Raw genomic sequence first — 18303 nt, 5'->3', positions numbered from 1 at the left:
AGCATCCGATCAGGTGTTACGGCTCCATCAAAACACGCGGAGATCCAAGCTGGAGCACCTCGACCCTGCTGTCGAGCGCGAAGGCAAAATGCTCCACCGCCCGCGACAGCATGGCCTGCGTATGGGCCAGCAGCGAGGGGCCCATCTCGTTGGCAACCCAGTCGGCTTCGCTCGCCACGGTGGATTGCACGATATAACGCGCGCCCATGGACTGCAGCACGGGGCGCAGGGCATAATCGAGCGCCAAGGCATGAGCCAGACTGCCCGCCGTGGCCACGGGCAGCACAGCCTTGCCCGCAAGACCGAATTGGGGAAGGACGTCCAGCGCCAGTTTGACCACTCCGGCAAAGGATGCCTTGTAAATCGGGGTGGCGACGATCACGCCGTGTGCGGCATTGACCAAAGCCAGCATGCGCGCAACGCCCGGATCGGCAAGGTCGAAACTGCCCAGCGCCCTGCAATCGAGGTCAGCCAATCGAACATTTTCGATCTCAATATCAGAACCTGCCATTTGCGAGGCGATCCACGCCACCAACAGGCTGGTTTTCGACGATCCGCCTCCCCCGGCGAGTATCACGACCTTTTTACTCATCCTCAACCCTGCTCCATTTCGGAAAGACCGCCCGCCCCTTCCGCGGCCCCACGGGGCAGCGGAAAAACGCGGGGCGGGCTTACATCTTCCAGCCGAAGGTCACACCCATCCAGCGCGGGCGGGCAAAGGTGGCCTGCGCCGATCCCAGCGAAAGACTGTTATCCAGATCATAGACCCGGAAGCGCTTGTTGGTGACATTGTTGACAAAGGCCGTGATCGACCAATGGCCCAGCGTGTAGCCGATGCGGGCATTGCCCATCACATGCGACTTTTCCAGATCGATGGGCGCATTGAAGGTCGAGAAGTAGAAATCGCCATCATAGCGCCAATCCGTGCTCATATTCACGTCGCCCTTGCCCAGCGCAAAGGAATAGCTGGCATTCCAGCCCGCGCTCCAGGTAGGCGCCTGCGGCATCACGCGGTCCGTCACCCGGCCGGAGGGCAGCGCGACATTGTTGATCTTGGTGTCAAGATAGGTGGCAAAGGCGCCCAGACGCATGCCTGAAATCGGGCGAAGCGCCACCTCGATTTCCGCGCCCGTGATCCGGGCGGGCAGATTGGTAATGACCGCCGTCAGCCCCTGAATGATAAATGCCTGATAATTGCTATATTTATAGTGGAACACCGAGCCGTTGAAATCCAGCTTGCGGTCCAGAGCGGAAATCTTGAAGCCGCCTTCGTAATTGGTCAAAACTTCCTGACGATAGGGGATGGTGTTGTTGAGATAATTGCCGTTGGCATCCTGAATAAGGAAATTGGGAATATCGAAGCCGCCGCTCTTGGTGCCCCGGTTAATACCTGCGTAAAATAGCATATCCTTGGCCGGGCGGTATTCCAGCCCAACCTTGCCCGACCAGTTGCGGAAGTATTGCACGGCCAGCGGGTTGTTGGCCGGATTGAACCGATCATCCACGCCGTTCAGCGTGACAACCCCGGTGGAATAGCCGTAATCGCCCACCACCGAGTGGAAATAATCGTCCTTCTTGCGATCCCAACTGTAGCGGCCGCCCAGCGTCAGGGTAAGTTTGTCGGTCACCTTGTAGTCAAACTGGCCAAAGGGGGCGAAGCTGAGCGTTTTCTGCGGCCCGCCCGCCTGAAGGCGCCCGACAAGGAAACCCGGAATCTGGCCATCGATGGTGGCGCGCGCATCCGCGTCGATCACCAGCCCATAAATGCCCGCCACCCAGTTCAGGCGATCGGTCTTGCCCGACAGACGAAATTCCTGCGAGGCCTGCCACTGGGTCTGGTCCTGATAATAGTCAAAGACGCTTTGCGGCGTCATGTCGGTGTCTTCGCCGTAATGCTTGGTCACGTGCTGATAATCGGTGATCGAAACGAACTGGATATTGTCGTTGAGCGGCTGTTCATAGCGCGCCGAAACGCTCCAGAACGTGCGACGGAAACGCGGCACATTGTTGAAGGATTGCACGAAGGGCGACGGGTTCGTGTTGATATAACCCAGATTGTCCGGCTGCCCCGGATTGGGAACGCCCAGACCATCGGCATTGGGCTGCGCGGCCAGCCATGTATAGGGCGCGCTGGTTTCGCTGCGGTTCTGCAGATATTGCACCTTGACGCGCAACAGACCGCTGACCCCGATATCGCCCTCGATCTGACCTCGCGCGCCAAAGAAATGGCGGCTGCCCACATTGGGGCCCGACAGGTTCTGGATATAACCGCCGTAATCATCGCTGGTCACGGCCAGACGCGCACGGACGCGGTCGGAGAGCGGCCCGCTGATAAAAGCATCCACGCCCACTTCGCCATAGTCGCCAAGGGTGAGCGAGGCGGCGGCCTCCAGCTTTTTGGTCGGCTTGGCGGTGATATATTGCACAAGGCCGCCCGTGGCGTTGCGGCCAAACAGCGTGCCTTGCGGGCCGCGCAGCACCTCGATGCGCTCAAGGTCGAAATTCTGGCCGCTGATCGCCGAAAGCGCCGCGCCGTACACTTCGTCATTGTAAAAGGCGATCGGAGCTTCCTGACTGTCGGCAAAATCGTTTTGCGATACGCCGCGGATGTTGAAGATCACCGAACTGGGGCTGAACTGCTGCACCTGGAAACTGGGCAGGCGGGTGACAAGCGCAGTGGCGTCCTGATGCCCGACCGCCTTCATCTCATCGGCGCCCAGTGCGGCAATGGACAGGGGAACATCGCGCAGACTCTGCTGGCGTTTCTGCGCTGTCACCACGATTTCGCCGGCCATGGGTGCGGCGTCCGTCCCGGCCGCGTCGGCAGCGGCATTTTCGGCCGCATGCGCGGACGTGGCAAGCAGGATGGCCATGGCAGATCCCAGAATGAGATCGCGTTTGAGGCTTTGGCGGTGGTTCATCATGGTCTCCCTTTCATCAACACAGAACCCGCCGCATCACATGCAGCGGAGTTTCACCTGCGAGTCTGTCCCCTCGTTATCCGAGAGCAACGATTTGCAATTATTATTGATCATTGTTGCGTAAATGCAACCTCTAAAATTCGCCGTTACACTTTCACCAAAGAAGGGACTTGAACGCCCGGTACACGAGGGATCATTTTGATCCATACCTATGTTTTTTATCAATATTTCTTATTTTATAGACGTTGCCTTAACGCAACAGTATGCGCCTATTGACGTACTTGATTGCATTATGGCAACCTTATATCACCGTAACGAGCGACAGCGATTCGAGAGGAGTCCGAAATGTCCGCCAGCCTATCGAAAGAGGAGAGTCCCATGGGCGCGTCGTCCACTTTGGCGCAGGATCTGGTGCAGCGCGCCGCCGACATGATCCCGGTATTGCGCGAGCGCGAAGCCGAGACGCGCCGCAACGGCCAGGTCAGCGATCAGACCATTCAGGAATTTGTGGACGCCGGCTTTTACAAGGTGCTTCAGCCCAAGGCCTATGGTGGCTATGAATTGTCGCCCAAGGTCTATGTCGACATCGCCCGCCAGCTTGCGCTGGGCTGCATGGCCAGCGCCTGGGTCTATGGCGTGGTGGCGGTGCATAACTGGCAAATGGCGCTGTTCGATGATCGCGCCGCCCAGGACGTCTGGGGCGCGGACAATTCGGTGCGGATCAGCTCGTCCTACATGCCGGTGGGCAAGGTGGAACGGGTCGAGGGCGGTTATCGCCTCAGCGGCCGCTGGGCCTTTTCCAGCGGTTCGCAGCATTGCGACTGGGTCATTCTGGGCGCCAATGTGACGCGTGAGGATGGTGCGCCGGGCGTTGAGCCGTATAACTTCCTGATCCCGCGCGCCGATTACCAGATCCTGAAGAATTGGGATGTGATGGGCCTGCAAGGTACGGGCAGCAACGACATTCTCGTCGAGGGTGCCTTTGTCCCCGAACACCGCGTGATCCGCGAATTTGACATGTTCCGGATGGAATGCCCCGGCCATGCCGTCAATAAAGGCGCGCTCTATCGCATTCCCTTCGCGCAAGTGTTCAACCGCACCGTTTCGACCACTTCCTTGAGCACCCTGCAACGCGCGCTCGACACCTTTATCGAAGCGACGCGGGAAAAGCGCACCACCTATACCGGCCAGCGCATCGCGGGCGACAGCGCTATTCAGGAAACCATCGCCGAGGTGAAACTGACGCTGGATGATCTGGATATGCGGCTTAACCGCGATCTGGCAGAGATGGTCGATCGGGCCGAGCGCAATGACTGGCCCCTTGAGCGTCGCGCCGAACTGGGGGCGTCAACCACCTCAACCGTCAGCCGATGCGTGACGGCGATCGACAAGATCATGCTCTACAGCGGCGGCAAGGCCATCTATCGCGGCAATGTGGTCCAGAACGCATTTCTCGACATCCACACCGCCCGCGCGCATGTGGCGAACAATCCTGTACCCTATTTCCGCAATCTGGGGGCGATGTCTTTCGGCTTTCCCAACGATTGCCTCGATCTCTGACCAATCCTGCGGGACGCCTTGCCATGTCCCGCCAATCACCCACCCTGATGGGGCGCCGCAGCTGGGGCGCCCCCCTTTTTTCGCTCAATAGGCCTGGGTCAAGGCAATGCCCCCGCCCACGCTGGCAGCGGGGCCTTCGCGCACTTCCGAGGCGACGAAATCGACAAAGGCGCGAACCTTGGAGAGCATATAGCTGCCCTTGGGAAAGAGCAGATGGAGCGGGATCGTTTCGGTCACCAGATCGGGCAACAGCACCTCCAGCCTTCCGGCATCAATGTCATCGGCCACCAGAAAACGCGGCATATAGCTGACGCCCAGATCCTGCAGCGAGGCCTCGCGCGCCATGCGCACCGAGTTCGACGTGAGCGGTCCGCGCCCGATCGCCACCGTCACATCCTTGGAAAGCCGCCATTCGCCCAATTGCGAGAGGTGGGTTTCCGAAATGCAGACATGCTCCTTGAGATCGGAGGCTGCCTTGGGCCGCCCCACGCGGTCGAGATAGGCCGGCGAGGCCACCAGCACCATCGGATATTCGCGCAGCAACACCGAATCGAGATTGGCGTCATAAGGTTCACCGATCCAGAACGAGACATCGAATCGGCCCTTGAGCAGATCGGCCCGGCTGTCCGAGAGATTGATGAACAGGCGAATATCGGAATAGGCCTGCAGGAAACGCGGGATGATCTTGGTCAGATCGAACAGCGAGGAAACCACCGGCGCATTGACCTTGAGATCGCCGCGCGGCTTTTGCTGCATCCCGTTCATCACACGGTTGGCTTCGTTCACCTCGTCCACGATGCGGGCGCAGCGGGCGTACATTTCGCGCCCCACCGGGGTCAGCGTCACGGTGCGCGTGTTGCGCTCCAGCAGCTTCATGCCCACGCTGGCCTCAAGCCGCGAAATCTGGCGGCTGACGGCCGCTTTTGAATAGCCCAGCGAGGTTGCCGCCGCCGAGAAACTGCCGGTGCTGACCACCTCGGCAAAAGACATCATGGCGATGACGTTATTGATTTCAAGCTTGTCGTCCATCGCTCCAGATTCCCCTCTTCTGCCTTCAAGTCAAGCTGATGCCGCATATCGCCCGGGAAACAAAGCCCTCGTTTATGGCTCACCGCTTGCCGGTGGTAAACAGTGGGAGGCTACAAAGGGCCAATGTTTACCCTTGACAACAAACATCGTCTATTTACTATAACTGTTGCAGATAATAATCCCTTCACCCACGCTGGATCGAAGGGGGAGAAACCCGATGGGCAACCTTGCGGCTTGCCCTTCCCAGCCAATAGGACATGACATGACCCTGGATATTCAGCGCGCCGGAACCATCGACCAGCAAAGCCTGTTCCATCCCTTTACCGCGATCAGCGATCTGATGGCGGACGGCCCCACGATCATGGCCACGGGCAAGGGTGTGCGCATCACAGACATCCACGGCCAGGAATATCTGGACGGGATGGCGGGCCTGTGGTGCGTCAATCTGGGCTATGGGCGCGAGGAAATCTCGGCGGCCATGGATGCGCAAAGCCGCCGCCTGTCCTTTTTCCATGCGTTCAACGGCATGTCGATCGATGTGGCCGTCGAATGCGCCGAGGAACTGCTCAAGCGCGCGCCCGTCCCGATGTCGCGTGTTTTCTTTGGCGCATCGGGCAGCGACGGCAATGAAACCCAGGCCAAGCTGATCTGGTATTACAACCAGTTGCGCGGAAAGCCGGAAAAGAAGAAGCTGATCTGTCGCTGGAATTCCTATCACGGCTCGGCGGTGCTGACGGCCAGCATGACCGGCCTGCCCGGCATGCATTCGCCCTTCCTGCTGCCGATGGGGCCGATTGTGCACACCAGCGCGCCGTATTACTATCGCAAGGCCCCCGAAGGCATGAGCGAGCGCGAATTCTCGCGCCATCTGGCCAAGGAACTGGAGGAACTGATCGAACGCGAGGGCGCGGACACCATCGGCGCCTTCTTTGCAGAGGCGGTGATGGGCGCTGGCGGCCTGATCCCCCCGCCCGAAGGCTATTTCGAGGAAATCGTGCCGATCCTGAGCCGCAACGACATCCTGCTGGTCATGGATGAAGTGGTGTCCGGCTATGGCCGCCTCGGCACCTATTGGGGCGCCCAGATGTATAATGTCGAGCCCGACCTCATCACCTCGGCCAAGGGCGTGACCAGCGGCTACTTCCCGATGTCGGCCTGTTTTATCTCGCCCAAGGTGTGGGATGTGATCGAGAGCAACGCGGCGGCGGCCGGCCTGTTCGGCCATGGCTTTACCTATTCGGCGCATCCCGTCGGCGCGGCCGCCGCTCTTGCCTCGCTCCGCCTGATCGATGAGGAGAACATCCTTGCCAATGTTCAGCAGCAGAGCGACTATCTGTTTGCCCAGATGCGCGCGGCCATCGGCGATCACCGCGCCGTGGGCGATATTCGCGGCAAGGGGCTGATGGTGGGCATCGAACTGGTCAAGGACCGGGCCACCAAGGAAACGCTGCCCATGGCCGACCGCACCGGGCGGCAAGTGCTGAAAGCCGCCGCCGCGCGCGGCCTTATCACCCGCGCTTTGGGCGATACGCTGGTGTTTGCGCCGCCGCTGGTCATCAACCGGGCCGAAGTGGACGAACTGGTGGACAAATTCGCCGCTGCCGTGAACGACGTATTGCCTGCCTGATCGCGGTCAATTCACACTGGCGCTGATTTTTCTTCATACAGACTGGGCCTTGCCATGGATCATGTTTCCACCATCGAAGGACAGGCCAATCTGGGCCGCCATGCCGAAAGGCTCGGCACGGCGGGTTTGATCAGCGCCATTGTCATTGGTTTTGTCGGCGCGCTGTTTGTCTATGCCACGCCGGGCATTCTGGGCCTGATTGCGGCGCAATCGGGCGTGGATGACGAACATCTGGGCTATATCGCCTCGTGGAACCTGAACGCCATGGCCGTCGCCATCGCCATCAGCACGCTGTTGCTGACGCGGCTGTCATGGCGCATGGCCATGGCCATGGCGCTGCTGCTGATTGCGGCGGGTGATATGGCAACCGGCCTGTCGCATTCCTATGGCGCGATCGCCGCCGCGCGGGCGATTTCGGGGCTTGGCGAAGGCATGGCCATCGGCTTCTCCTTTGCCGCACTGGGCCGGGCGCGCAATCCTGACCGCGCCTTTGCCTGGTATCTGGTGGTCAGCGGAATCGTGGCGGCGGTGCTGCTCTTTGCCTTGCCTGCGCTTCAGGCGCGCTATGCGCCTTCCGCCATTTTCATGGCGAGCGTGGGGCTGACCGCCCTTACGGCGCTAGGCATTGTCGCCTTTCCCGATGGGCAACGTGACGAAGCCCATTTCGATCTTTCCGGCCGGGTGGACTGGCGCAAGACGTTGTTCGGCCTGACCGCCGTGCTTTTCGTGTTCTTCGCGATCAGCGCGGTGTGGTCCTATGCCGAACGGATTGGCCATGCCTCCGGCCTTGGCGCCCAGACTGTGGCCAATGGCCTGTCGCTGGGCATGGTGGGCGGCATTCTGGGCGCCCTGGCGGCGGCGGCCTTGCCGCAAGGCTGGGGGCGCGTGTGGCCGATCCTGATCGGCGGGGTGATTGCGATCGCCGGGTTTGAACTGCTCAATGGCCATGTCGGGGCCGCCGCATTTGAACTGGGCAACTTCCTGATCTGGGGCGGGTGGAATTTTGCCCAGCCCCTGCTTTCGGGCCTCTGCGCCGATGCCGACAGCCGGGGCCGCGTGGTTTGCGCCATGGGCGCGGTTCAGACCTTTGGCATGGGCCTTGGCCCTGCGGTTGCCGCGCCCACGGTGGCGGGTGGTTCGTTTGGCGTTGCCATCACGCTCGCCTCGGTCACGATGCTGATGGGCATCGGCTGCGTGGCGGCGGAGCAGATGCTGGGCCGGGGGTCAAAGGCATGAGCGACACGCCTTTTGATCGCGGTCTTGCCATTCGCCGCGAGGTGCTGGGCGCTGATTATGTCGATGCGGCGATGGCCTCGGCGGATGACTTCATGCGCCCGATGCAGGAACTGTCCACCGCCTATTGCTGGGGCGAGGTATGGTCGCGCCCCGGATTGGCGCGGCGCGACCGCAGCCTGATCAACATCGCGATGATCGCCTGCCTCAACCGGTCGCAAGAGTTTCGCCTGCATATTCGCGCCGCTCTCAACAATGGGCTGACGCGCGAGGAAATTCGTGAGGTTCTGTTACAGGTGGCGGTCTATGCCGGGGTGCCTGCCGGGATCGCCTCTTTCCACATGGCCAAAGAGGTGTTTGCGGAAATGGACGCTGCGCCCGAATGACGCGAAAAGGCCGGGGTGAATGCCCCGGCCCCGGTCGATCATGCGCTGTGCAGGCTGATGGGCAAAGATTTGACGCCGTGGACATGGTTGCTGCGCAGCCGGTCCATTGGACCCTCCACCTCGATCCGCGCCACGCGCAAGGCCATTTCCTCCAGCAGGATGCGGATCTGCAACTGGGCCACATGATTGCCCAGACAATAATGCGGGCCGCCTTTGCCAAAACCCATATGCGGATTTTGCGCCCGGTCGATGATGAAGCGGTCGGGTTGGTCGAAATAGGCTTCGTCCCGGTTGCCCGAGATGAAATACATCGCCACCTTGTCGCCCACTCGGATGTTGGCGCCCATCAGTCGGGCGTCGCGCATGGCCACACGGCGCACGAAAAACACCGGGCTGGCCCAGCGCACGATCTCGCTGGTGGCCAGACGAGGATTGAGCGCCTCGGCGCGAAAGCGCGCCCATTCGCCCGGATTGTCGGCCAGAGCGGCCAGCCCATGCGAAATCGAATGGCGTGTCGTCTCATTGCCCGCCACCACAAGCATCAGGAAATAATTGCAGAATTCATTGTCGGTCAGCGGTCGGCCATCCACCGTGGCATTGGCCAAAACCGAGACGACATCATTTTGCGGCGATATCCTGCGCACTTGTGCCAATTCGCGCCCCATGGCAAAGGCGTCGAGCGAGGCCGGATGACCAAAGGGCAGCATCCGCCGCTCATCTTCCGGAAAGTCCGCATAGGCCGGATCGACGAAATCGGGGTCGTCCGAACCGATCAGCAGGTCGCTCCAGCGGATCATGTCCTCCTGCCGTTGCATCGGCACGCCCAGCAGCGAGCATAGCGTTGAAATGGGCAATTGTTTCGACAAGAGCGACACCGCATCGAACGGCCCGGCATCGATCAGCCCTTGGAGCAGGCTGACCGCCTTGGCGCGGATCGCGGATTCCAGATGGGCGATGCCCTTGGGCGAGAAGCCGGAAAAGGTGATTTTGCGCATCGGACCATGCTGGGGCGCATCCATTTCCAGCAGGGTGCGGCGCGCATCATTCTGCGCGCTGTCGAAATCGTCCAGACTGATGACACCATGGCGTGAGGAATAGGTTTCGGTATCGGCCGAAACCGCAATGATCGCCTCATGGCTGGCCACGGCCCAAAAGCCCTTGTGCCCATCGTGGCGCTCGTTCCATGCCACGGGAGCCTCGCGCCGCATTCGGGCAAATTCCTCGTAAGGCACTGCCTTGTGCCAGATCCCGGCGTCGGACAAATCAAGTCTTGTGGTGGGAATGGTGTCTTGCGCCATCATGCCGTCTCTCCCTTATGATCGCGCGCGGCCAGGCGGGCGCGGATAAAACCGATGATCCAATGCGCCACCAGCGCGGCGTCCAGCGCGCCCGGCAGGCTGTCGATGGCCTCCTGCGCGGCGGCGGGGCCTATGTCGTGATAATGGTGGCGATAAATTTCGGCGGCCTGCGCCCGGGTCATTTCCGGATGCGCCTGAATGGTCAGAACATTGTCGCCGATCGTGGTGATCGCCAGCGGGCAATGGTCATCGGCGGCCAGCACCTTTGTACCGGGTGCAGGCTCCACCACCTGATCTCGGTGCAGGGCGATCATGCGCAGTCCTCCCGCGCTTTGCGCGGCCAATTCTTGCGGCAACCACTCGGGCATGGTCTGTACGGCATAGGCATGGATGCCCACGCCCCAACTGTCATGCAGACCGACCCGCCCGCCGAGCGCGACATGCAGATGCTGATGCCCATAACAGATGCCCACCACCGGGCGCTGCGCAACCGCCTTTTGCACAAAGCGGGTCAGCGCCTGCTGCCATGGCCTGTCCTCATAAACGCTGGCCGGGCTGCCGGTCAGCAGCCACGCATCGCACAGGTCAGGATCCTCCGGCAGTTCGCCATCGACGGCGGCATAGACCCGAAAGGCGCAATCCCCATCGGCCTTCGCCAGAAGCGGGGGAAACCAGTCGGCAAAACCGCCATGTTCGGGCAGCCATCGCTCCAGATTACGCCCGCATTCCAGAATTCCTATCGTAATCATACGCTTATCCCAGTTCAAAAAAGCGGCGACGTTCGTCAATCAGCGTCTTGCCCGCGAATTGGGCGAGTTGCGCCCGGCGTGTGGCGCAATAGGTTTCGACAAAACGCACGCTCAGCCATTCGCGGGCAAAGGCGGAACCCTCGAGCGTGGCAATCGCCGCCTCCATGCCATCGGGCAGGGGAACGGCATCAGCGGGCGGCGCGGCATAACCATTGCCGACGGTCTGCTCGCCCGGTTCGATCCGGCCTGCAATCCCCGCCAATCCCGCCGCAATGGAAGCCGCCGCCACCAGTTGCGGATTGCCATCGGCGCAGGGCAGCCGGTTTTCCACCCGGATCGAGCCCGGACCATGGCCCACAACACGCAGACACGTGGTGCGGTTTTCGATGCCCCATGTGAAGGCGGGCGGCGCGAAAGTGCCGGGAGCAAAGCGGCGCCAACTGTTCACCGTGGGCGCGAACAGCAGCATGACTTCGGGCAGGAAGCGCTGCAAACCGCCGATGAAATGGCGGAAGGTGTCCGACATGCGATCAGGCCGCTGCGCATCCCAGAACAGGGGCACCCCCTCACCATCCAGCAGCGAGAGATGAAGATGCGAGGACTGGCTGTCCGCCTCAAGCGACCAGCGCGGCATGAAGCAGGCCGTCTGCCCCCGCCGCATGGCCAGAACTTTGAGGAAATTCTTGAGCAGTACGGCCTGATCGGCTGTGGCGTCGGCACGGCCCGGCCCGACACAGGCCTCCATGAAACCGCCGCCGATTTCCTCATGCATCTTGCCGAGGCGGATGCCCAGCGTTTGGGCCATATCGGCCACCTGACCATAAAATTCGGACTGAAACGCCTGATAGATGAGCAGGTCGTGGCTGGCATGCGGGGTGGCTGTGGTCAGGTCCTCGAAACCCTTGGCGGCAAGGCTGGCAGGGGTTTCATCGAACAGGGTGAATTCCAGCTCAAAACCGATGCGCGGCTGCATCCCCATATCCGCGCCGCGCGCCAACACCTTGGCCAGCAGGCTGCGCGGACAAAATTCAGCCGCCTCGCCAGTAAATTGCGCAAAATAGAGCCCGCTGTCGCAGGGCTGTTCAAAGGGCATGGTGACGCGGCTTGCGCGATCCACGGCCAACTGGCTGTCGTGGAAATCGGCGCTGTCATCGATGACGCCGGGCATGTCGAGAAAAATATCGGTGGGATCGAGTGCAAGCTGCGCGGGAGACATGCCTACTCCGTTTTCCAGAATACCGGGCAGGTCCTCTCCCGCCAGCTTTTGCCCGCGCAGCAGGCCGTTGGTGTCCACCACCGCCACGGTCACAAAACGATCACCGGATGCAATTGTCATGGATGTCCCCTTTGGGTGATCCTCGGCTGCTCTGCGCGAGGCCGCACGTGGCCGGTCACCTGTTTTCTGAATAAGGAAAACCTATCATTCACCGTGTCAATTTATTGATATTTTCATGCAGATTTTTGATACTCTGCGACATGATCTCCACGCTTCATGCGCCCGCACTGATTCAGGCCAAAGTTCTCGAAGGCATTATCCGCGCCGCAGGCGTGACCAGGCTGGAGGCATCGCGCCTGCTGGCGGGCGAAGGGTTGCGCCACAACAGCCTCTCGGGCCACAGCGGCGCTGACGGTATGCCGCCCGCCATTCCGCTTGCCACCTATATGCGCCTGTTCGAAAAGCTGGCGCAAAACATGGGCCGACCAACGCTGGGGCTGGATCTGGCGGATCGGATGGGGCCGGGGCTGGTCGGGCCGATCGGCTATGTGCTGCTTTGCTCGCCCACCCTGAGCGCCGGGCTGGAAGCTTTTTCGCACAACGTCTTCAGCATTCAGGGTGTGACCAGCTTTGCCTTTTCCCGCCAGCCCGCGCCCATGTTGACCTATACTATCAGCGATGAGGCGATGCGCCCGCGCCGCCACGACGTCGAATTCTCGCTGGCCTATGTCCACCATCTTGTCCGGCAGGGGCTTGATGGCGCCTTCGCCCCTCGTGAAGTCTATTTCGAACATGCCCGGATCGGCGACCTGAGCCATTATGAGCGCTTTTTTGGATGCCCCGTTTATTTTGAACAAAGGGTCAATGCGCTCGTCCTGGATGAGGGCGATCTGGTCCGTCCGATGGCCCGTGCCGATCCGACGCTGGCGACGATGCTGCGGCATTACATCGCGCTGATGGACCGGCGCGATGCGGCGCCCTCATCGCTGAGCGAGACGGTGGACCAGATCCTCTCGGGCATCATCGGCGCGCGGGCCGTGACGATCAGCGATGTGGCCGCCCGGCTTGATACCAGCGTCGACACGCTGCGCCGCCAGTTGCGCGGCGAGGGAATGGCATTTCGCACCATCCTGCGCAAAAAGCGGGCGGCTATGGCCTGCCGCCTGCTTCAGGATTCCGATCTTTCGGTCCTCGAAATCGCCAGCAGGCTTGGCTATGGCGAGACGGCCAGCTTTACCCGCGCCTTTATGGCCGAAACGGGCGAGCCACCTCTGGCATGGCGGCGCAGGAACCGATGGCAAGGCTGATCGGTCGGCCATCCGGGTCGCGCAGGCGCAGACCCGTCCATTGCGGGCCATCGCGCATTTCCTCCACGGCCACCCCTGCGCGGCGCCAGAGGGCCAGTCTGGCCGCGACATCCTGCATTTCGGCATCCCATTCCAGTGTGATTTCGCCCAATTCGCGTTCCGTCTGGCCCGGCGGCGCGCTGTAAAGCGCAAGGTCATGATCGCTTTGGCCAAAGGAAAGAAAGATGGCGCCCCGATAGGGACCATCGGCGCTGCGGGCGGTGATTTTCATGCCCAGCATGTCGCCATACCAGCGCGCAGAAGCCTCGGAGTCACGAACAAACAGCAGGATATGCGCAATGGCGGCGATACGGATCGGGCGGGCCGGGTCATTGCGTTTCATGGGGCAAATCCAATTGGGCCGGAACGCCGGGAAGCCATGCCATATCGGTGATCTCGCTGAATTCCCGCCGCTGTTTGATCCAATGGCGGCCGCCATCGTCGGTGATGAAAAGATGGCCGAATTTGGTGCCTGCCATCATCATCTGCGGGTCGGCGCGATGGGCGCCAAAGGCCCAGAGGCAGGAATTGGGATCGCCCGCCAGTTCGGCGCTATGCCAAGTTTCGCCCGCATCCTGCGATTGAAGGATCATCGTGGTCGTACCCGGTGTGCCATCGCCGATGCCGATGAAAACGTGCCGATCGCTGCCCGGTTTGCCCAACAGCACGCGGGCATAGCGCAGGCCCCAGGTTTCACGGGCGTGAAATCGTGTCCATGTCCGCCCGCCATCGGTCGAGCGGTAAAGCGCATTGACCACGAGGACGAGAACCACCGGCACCTCGGCATTCACAACGAAGACCGAATGTATATCGGTGTTGCCCGGATGATCGGGCCATTGCGTGTGGATCTCATGCCAGTTATCGCCGCCATCGAGCGTGCGAAACAGGCCCCCCGCCTCCACGCCCACCCAGACATCGAGCGGGTCATGCGGATTGACCGCCAGCGCCAGCATGCGCGGACGACTGACCCCGGCACAGCGCTCGGGCATCAAGAGGTCGGTCTGATGCCATGTCCTGCCGCCGTCCGTGCTGCGGAAAAAGGCGGCGCGGGTGGGCGATCCGGTGCCGGCATACATGTAATCCGGGTTGCTTTCCGAAACGGCCAGTTTCCACACCGCAAAACCGTTCAGTGCGCAATCAACCTGATGCCAATGCGCGCCGCAATCCTCGCTGCGGAACAGGCCGCGTTCGCTGCCCGCCCAGATCGCGCCGTTTTGACGGAGGTCCACGAGCAGGCAGCGCACGCAATCATCATATTCCAGATCCTGGCCCACGTTGATGCGGTACCAGTTCGTGCCGCCATCATGGCTGCGCATGATCGCCTGTCCGTCGGTCGATACCAAAAGCGTCTTTTGCATGGATAAACTCCCCCTCCGGCGGCTTACCACCGCCGGAATGGAACTCATTTGCAACAATATGCGTATTTATAAATTGATTGTTGTCAAAATGCAGAGTTAAATTCAATGAGGCGAGCTGAACAGGCTGGCCGGACTGTTCATCACCATACGGACCAGATCACTCTGTCGATGCGTGCGGGTTTTCGCCATAACCTGCTTCAATTGGGTTCGCGCCGTATGGATCGAAACACCGCGGCTCTGGGCAAAGGTGCGCAGATCCTCGCCCATGCACAGGTGCGCCAACAGTTCGGCCTCCACCCGCGTCACGCCAAACAGCGAGAGCAGTTCCCCCGGCGCGGGAGAAATCCGGCTCTCGGCATCACACCCGACAATGACGTGGCTGGCGCGTCCCAAGGGCGGCGCGATCGCACCGAAACCATCCTGCATCAGAGGCATCGCCCGGATGAGCCAGTCTCCTTGCGGTGTCGTCCAGCGCATCTCGCTGGGGCGATGAGGCGTCAGCATGCCCCGCACCGCCGCCACCAGCCGGGTACGATAGCCAGATCCGCAGCGCTCGCGCAAGGTGAGGGCGGCATTCGTCATCCACTGCTGCCCCATAGCATTGGCGGTGGTGATCCAACCGGATGCGTCGCAAAACAGCACGCACAGCCGCATCTGGTCGATCAAAAGGCGCATGCTCTCACGCCCCTGCTCGCGCTCCGCATTTTCCACTGTCAGCTTCAGCACTTCGCGGACATGGGGCATCATCGCGGTCAGCGTCGCACGGCAATCCGGCGCCAGCGTCCGGCCGCCATGGGCCGCATGCACGGCCAGACCGACCTCTCCCAATTCGCCCATGGCCATGCGCGCGCCGATGAACTGGCCGAGGCCGCTGCTTCGGAGCCTCCTTTGCCATTCGGCAACTTCATCACTCAACATATCGGGAATATGGCTGTCTTCCAGCATCACGACCCCGCTGTGCACGGGGTTGAGCGCGGCGATCGTGCGCGGGTTGATATCATCCATCGCGCCCAAATCGGCAAAATCGGTGGGCGTTTGCGAACAACCGACCATCCAGCGATGACGCAAACGATCCGCCCGGCGATGGAACCAATGGATGGTGACGCTGCCCGCGCCGGTGCGGTCGCGCAGAGCGTCCAGCACGACCGGCAGCCGTCTGGCATCATGCGCCGCGCCATAGAGACGACCGAGAATACCCGCATCATCCATCATCTGTTTCCCCCGACAGATCCGCTGCTTTCGAGTGCCTTGAGTCGTGCAGGATGGGCAGCCGCAGCATTGCGTATTGATGCAACAATTCTGTAAATATCACCATCATTTTTGCAAATATTTGTCACGCGATACCGTAAATGGGTGATGCCCGCCAGATCGCCCCGCATCACCATGGCGCCAGAGCAACAGACTCTCTGGGAGCACAAGCAATGGGGAAAACAAGCATACTGGCTTTGGCAATCTGTGCCTGCGCCGCAACGCCCGCACGGGCACAGGCAGAAGCGCCATCTGCGGATAATGGCGGCGGCCTCGAAACAATCATGGTGGTCGCGCGCAAGAGGCAGGAAAATGTTCAGAGCGTGCCCATTTCCATCACCGCCTTGACCGGCACCGGCCTTGCCGAGCGCAGCGTCAACCGGGTGACGGATCTTGTCGCCTCGGTGCCCAACATGTCGCAGGACGGCGGCGGCGCAGTGCTCGGCGCCATCGGCATTCGCGGTGTGGTCTCGCAGACCCGCAATATCGGTTTCGACAGCGGGCTTGGCGTCTATGTCGATGGCGTGCTGACCGTAAGGCCCAGCGGCGCGGATCAGGAATTGCCCGATATCGCCACGCTGGAAGTTCTGCGCGGGCCGCAGGGCACCCTGTTTGGCCGCAACACGACGGCGGGCGCAATCAACATCACCACCCGCAAGCCCAGCCTTGACCGCACCATTGCCGAGGGCAAGGTGGCCGTGGGCAATCTGGGCCTTGCCGAAGCCAGCCTGTTTGCCACCACGCCCATCGTCACGGACAAGCTGGGCATCAAGCTGGCCGGTTCGATTGCGAGCCGGGACGGCTATATCACCAATCTTTACGACCATTCCAAGGTCAACAATCTCAACCGCAAATCGCTGCGCGGCGGATTGTTGTGGCAACCTTCGCCCTCGCTTGACATCGCGCTGACGGGCAACTGGCTGAAACAGGCCGACCGCATGATCTTGGGCCAACCGGCCAGCAACACCGCAGGCGGGCTTGCGGGCCTTCCCGGCTATTATACCGATCCCTATACCGTATCGCAGGACCATCCCAGCCTGCAAAGCCGCGACATCTGGAGCGCCAATCTCAACATCGACTGGCATCTGGGTGCCTATACGATCACCTCGATCAGCGCCTATGGCGACAACCGCTCACGGCTGATTGTCGACAATGACTCGCGCCCGATCCCCCTGTCCTATTCCGATTTTCAGGATGGAGCCAAACAGTTCACCCAGGAATTGCGCCTTGCCTCGCCCACCAGCGGAAGGGCCGATTATCTGCTCGGCCTTTATTACCTGCATCAGGATGCCGATTCCAACCGTGCGACAGTGGCCTTCGGACCTCCCGGGCCGAGCGCGTTTTTCGGCGCAATTTCCAGCATTTCTACCCTCAAGACCGACGCCTTCGCCGCTTTTGCCAGCGGCAATTGGCGCCCGCTGCCGGGCCTGACCCTCAGCGGCGGGTTGCGTTATAATCTGGAAACCAAGGATCTGGTGTTCAACCAGACCAACTCGTCCTTTGTCCCCCTACCCAATCTTTCCGCCCAATTGCATCGGCGCGACACCAATGTTTCGGGCAATGCCAGCATCAGCTATCAACTGGTGGCCGATACCCGGATCTACGCCAGTATCGCGCGCGGGTTCAAAAGCGGCGGGTTCAACCCCGACATCGTGGGCGACACCAACATCAGCTTTGGCCCGGAAAACGCATGGTCCTATGAAGCGGGCATCAAGTCCGACCTGATGGGCCACAAGCTGCGCATCAATGCGGCGGCTTTCTACACCGATTACAAGGATCTTCAGGTCTCCGCTCTGGTGGGCGCCGCCTTCCAGATCCGCAATGCGGCGGCGGCCAAAATCAAGGGCTTTGAAGTGGAAGTGACCGCCAAACCGGTACGCGCGGTCGATCTCAATTTTGGTGCAGGCTATACCGATGCCACCTACGCCGATTTCCCCGGCTGTGCGCCAGCCACCAATTGCGCGGGCAATCGCCTGCCCTTTGTCCCGCGCTTCTCGCTCAATGCCGGGGCGCAGGTCGGACAGGACATCGGCGCGGGCAGGCTCACCGGGCGGGTGGATGTCAATTGGCACTCCAGCACCTATTTCGAGGCGACGAACACGCCCGACGGTAACCTGCCCGGCTATCTGCTGGCCAATGGCCGCCTTGCCTACAGCTTTGCGCAGGATCATCTCTCGGTCGCGCTCTTTGCCCGCAACATGTTCGACAAGCGCTATCGCGATTACTCCTTCTATCTCGCCCCCTTCTCCGAGCGATTGGACCGCTGGGCGCCGCCGCGCACCTTTGGGATCGAACTGGGCGCCAAATTCTAATGTACAGGGCGTGGCTTGGC

Annotated in this window: 15 protein-coding genes; 6 read left to right on the top strand and 9 right to left on the bottom strand. The window is 61.2% G+C overall.

Annotated features, from left to right (window positions below):
• Positions 1-16: 16 nt before the first annotated feature.
• Together PQ467_RS18585 and PQ467_RS18580 are read right to left on the bottom strand one after the other, a co-directional pair.
• Positions 17-592: an NAD(P)H-dependent oxidoreductase gene (locus PQ467_RS18585; RefSeq protein WP_274177023.1), complete on the bottom strand. Its 576-nt coding sequence runs from the start codon at positions 590-592 to the stop codon at positions 17-19.
• 79 nt (positions 593-671) lie between these two features.
• Entirely contained in the window at positions 672-2921 is a 2250-nt protein-coding gene (locus PQ467_RS18580) for a TonB-dependent receptor (RefSeq protein ID WP_274177022.1), read from the bottom strand.
• A gap of 378 nt (positions 2922-3299) precedes the next feature.
• On the opposite strand from PQ467_RS18580, the gene PQ467_RS18575 reads away from it, so the two are divergent.
• Positions 3300-4481, top strand: a complete 1182-nt coding sequence (locus PQ467_RS18575) for an acyl-CoA dehydrogenase family protein (protein ID WP_274177021.1) — start codon at positions 3300-3302, stop codon at positions 4479-4481.
• A gap of 84 nt (positions 4482-4565) precedes the next feature.
• Here the strand turns inward: PQ467_RS18575 and PQ467_RS18570 are convergent, their stop codons facing one another.
• Entirely contained in the window at positions 4566-5510 is a 945-nt protein-coding gene (locus tag PQ467_RS18570) for a LysR family transcriptional regulator (protein WP_274177020.1), read from the bottom strand.
• Positions 5511-5772: 262 nt separating this feature from the next.
• Here PQ467_RS18570 and PQ467_RS18565 point away from each other — a divergent pair, with 262 nt between their 5' ends.
• Genes PQ467_RS18565 through PQ467_RS18555 form a run of 3 tightly spaced genes read left to right on the top strand, consistent with a single transcriptional unit; the run spans position 5773 to position 8756 of the window.
• Complete coding sequence (locus tag PQ467_RS18565; RefSeq protein ID WP_274177019.1) at positions 5773-7137, top strand: aminotransferase; 1365 nt, start codon at positions 5773-5775, stop codon at positions 7135-7137.
• Between the two features lie 54 nt (positions 7138-7191).
• The gene (locus PQ467_RS18560) at positions 7192-8373 is read left to right on the top strand and encodes an MFS transporter (RefSeq protein ID WP_274177018.1); all 1182 of its coding nucleotides are present in this window, start codon (positions 7192-7194) and stop codon (positions 8371-8373) included.
• Positions 8370-8756: a carboxymuconolactone decarboxylase family protein gene (locus tag PQ467_RS18555; protein WP_274177017.1), complete on the top strand. Its 387-nt coding sequence runs from the start codon at positions 8370-8372 to the stop codon at positions 8754-8756. The genes PQ467_RS18560 and PQ467_RS18555 overlap by 4 nt, the downstream gene beginning before the upstream one ends.
• A 38-nt stretch (positions 8757-8794) precedes the next feature.
• Here PQ467_RS18555 and PQ467_RS18550 read toward each other — a convergent pair whose 3' ends face one another.
• Genes PQ467_RS18550 through PQ467_RS18540 form a run of 3 tightly spaced genes read right to left on the bottom strand, consistent with a single transcriptional unit; the run spans position 8795 to position 12139 of the window.
• Entirely contained in the window at positions 8795-10057 is a 1263-nt protein-coding gene (locus PQ467_RS18550) for a cytochrome P450 (RefSeq protein WP_274177016.1), read from the bottom strand.
• Entirely contained in the window at positions 10054-10803 is a 750-nt protein-coding gene (locus PQ467_RS18545) for a glutamine amidotransferase-related protein (RefSeq protein WP_274177015.1), read from the bottom strand. The genes PQ467_RS18550 and PQ467_RS18545 overlap by 4 nt, the downstream gene beginning before the upstream one ends.
• A 4-nt stretch (positions 10804-10807) precedes the next feature.
• Positions 10808-12139: a glutamine synthetase family protein gene (locus PQ467_RS18540; protein WP_274177014.1), complete on the bottom strand. Its 1332-nt coding sequence runs from the start codon at positions 12137-12139 to the stop codon at positions 10808-10810.
• Between the two features lie 140 nt (positions 12140-12279).
• On the opposite strand from PQ467_RS18540, the gene PQ467_RS18535 reads away from it, so the two are divergent.
• The gene (locus PQ467_RS18535; RefSeq protein WP_274177013.1) at positions 12280-13326 is read left to right on the top strand and encodes an AraC family transcriptional regulator; all 1047 of its coding nucleotides are present in this window, start codon (positions 12280-12282) and stop codon (positions 13324-13326) included.
• Here PQ467_RS18535 and PQ467_RS18530 read toward each other — a convergent pair.
• The 3 genes from PQ467_RS18530 to PQ467_RS18520 all read right to left on the bottom strand — a co-directional run bounded on the left by PQ467_RS18530 (position 13265) and on the right by PQ467_RS18520 (position 15935).
• Positions 13265-13708, bottom strand: coding sequence for a VOC family protein (locus tag PQ467_RS18530; RefSeq protein WP_274177012.1), 444 nt, complete (start codon positions 13706-13708; stop codon positions 13265-13267). The two genes, PQ467_RS18535 and PQ467_RS18530, sit on opposite strands and share 62 nt — an antisense overlap.
• A complete protein-coding gene (locus tag PQ467_RS18525; protein ID WP_274177011.1) occupies positions 13695-14723 on the bottom strand; it encodes a YCF48-related protein in 1029 nt (342 codons plus the stop codon). Before PQ467_RS18525 ends, PQ467_RS18530 begins: the two co-directional genes overlap by 14 nt.
• A 102-nt stretch (positions 14724-14825) precedes the next feature.
• The gene (locus PQ467_RS18520; RefSeq protein ID WP_274177010.1) at positions 14826-15935 is read right to left on the bottom strand and encodes a helix-turn-helix transcriptional regulator; all 1110 of its coding nucleotides are present in this window, start codon (positions 15933-15935) and stop codon (positions 14826-14828) included.
• A gap of 359 nt (positions 15936-16294) precedes the next feature.
• Here PQ467_RS18520 and PQ467_RS18515 point away from each other — a divergent pair, with 359 nt between their 5' ends.
• A complete protein-coding gene (locus PQ467_RS18515; RefSeq protein WP_274177009.1) occupies positions 16295-18283 on the top strand; it encodes a TonB-dependent receptor in 1989 nt (662 codons plus the stop codon).
• The last annotated feature ends 20 nt before the right edge of the window (positions 18284-18303 follow it).

Origin of the sequence: Novosphingobium sp. KACC 22771, assembly GCF_028736195.1 — a bacterium.
In the GTDB taxonomy this organism is placed as follows: domain Bacteria; phylum Pseudomonadota; class Alphaproteobacteria; order Sphingomonadales; family Sphingomonadaceae; genus Novosphingobium.
Note: the sequence above shows the minus strand (reverse complement) of the source record. Positions and strands in the feature narration are given on the sequence as shown.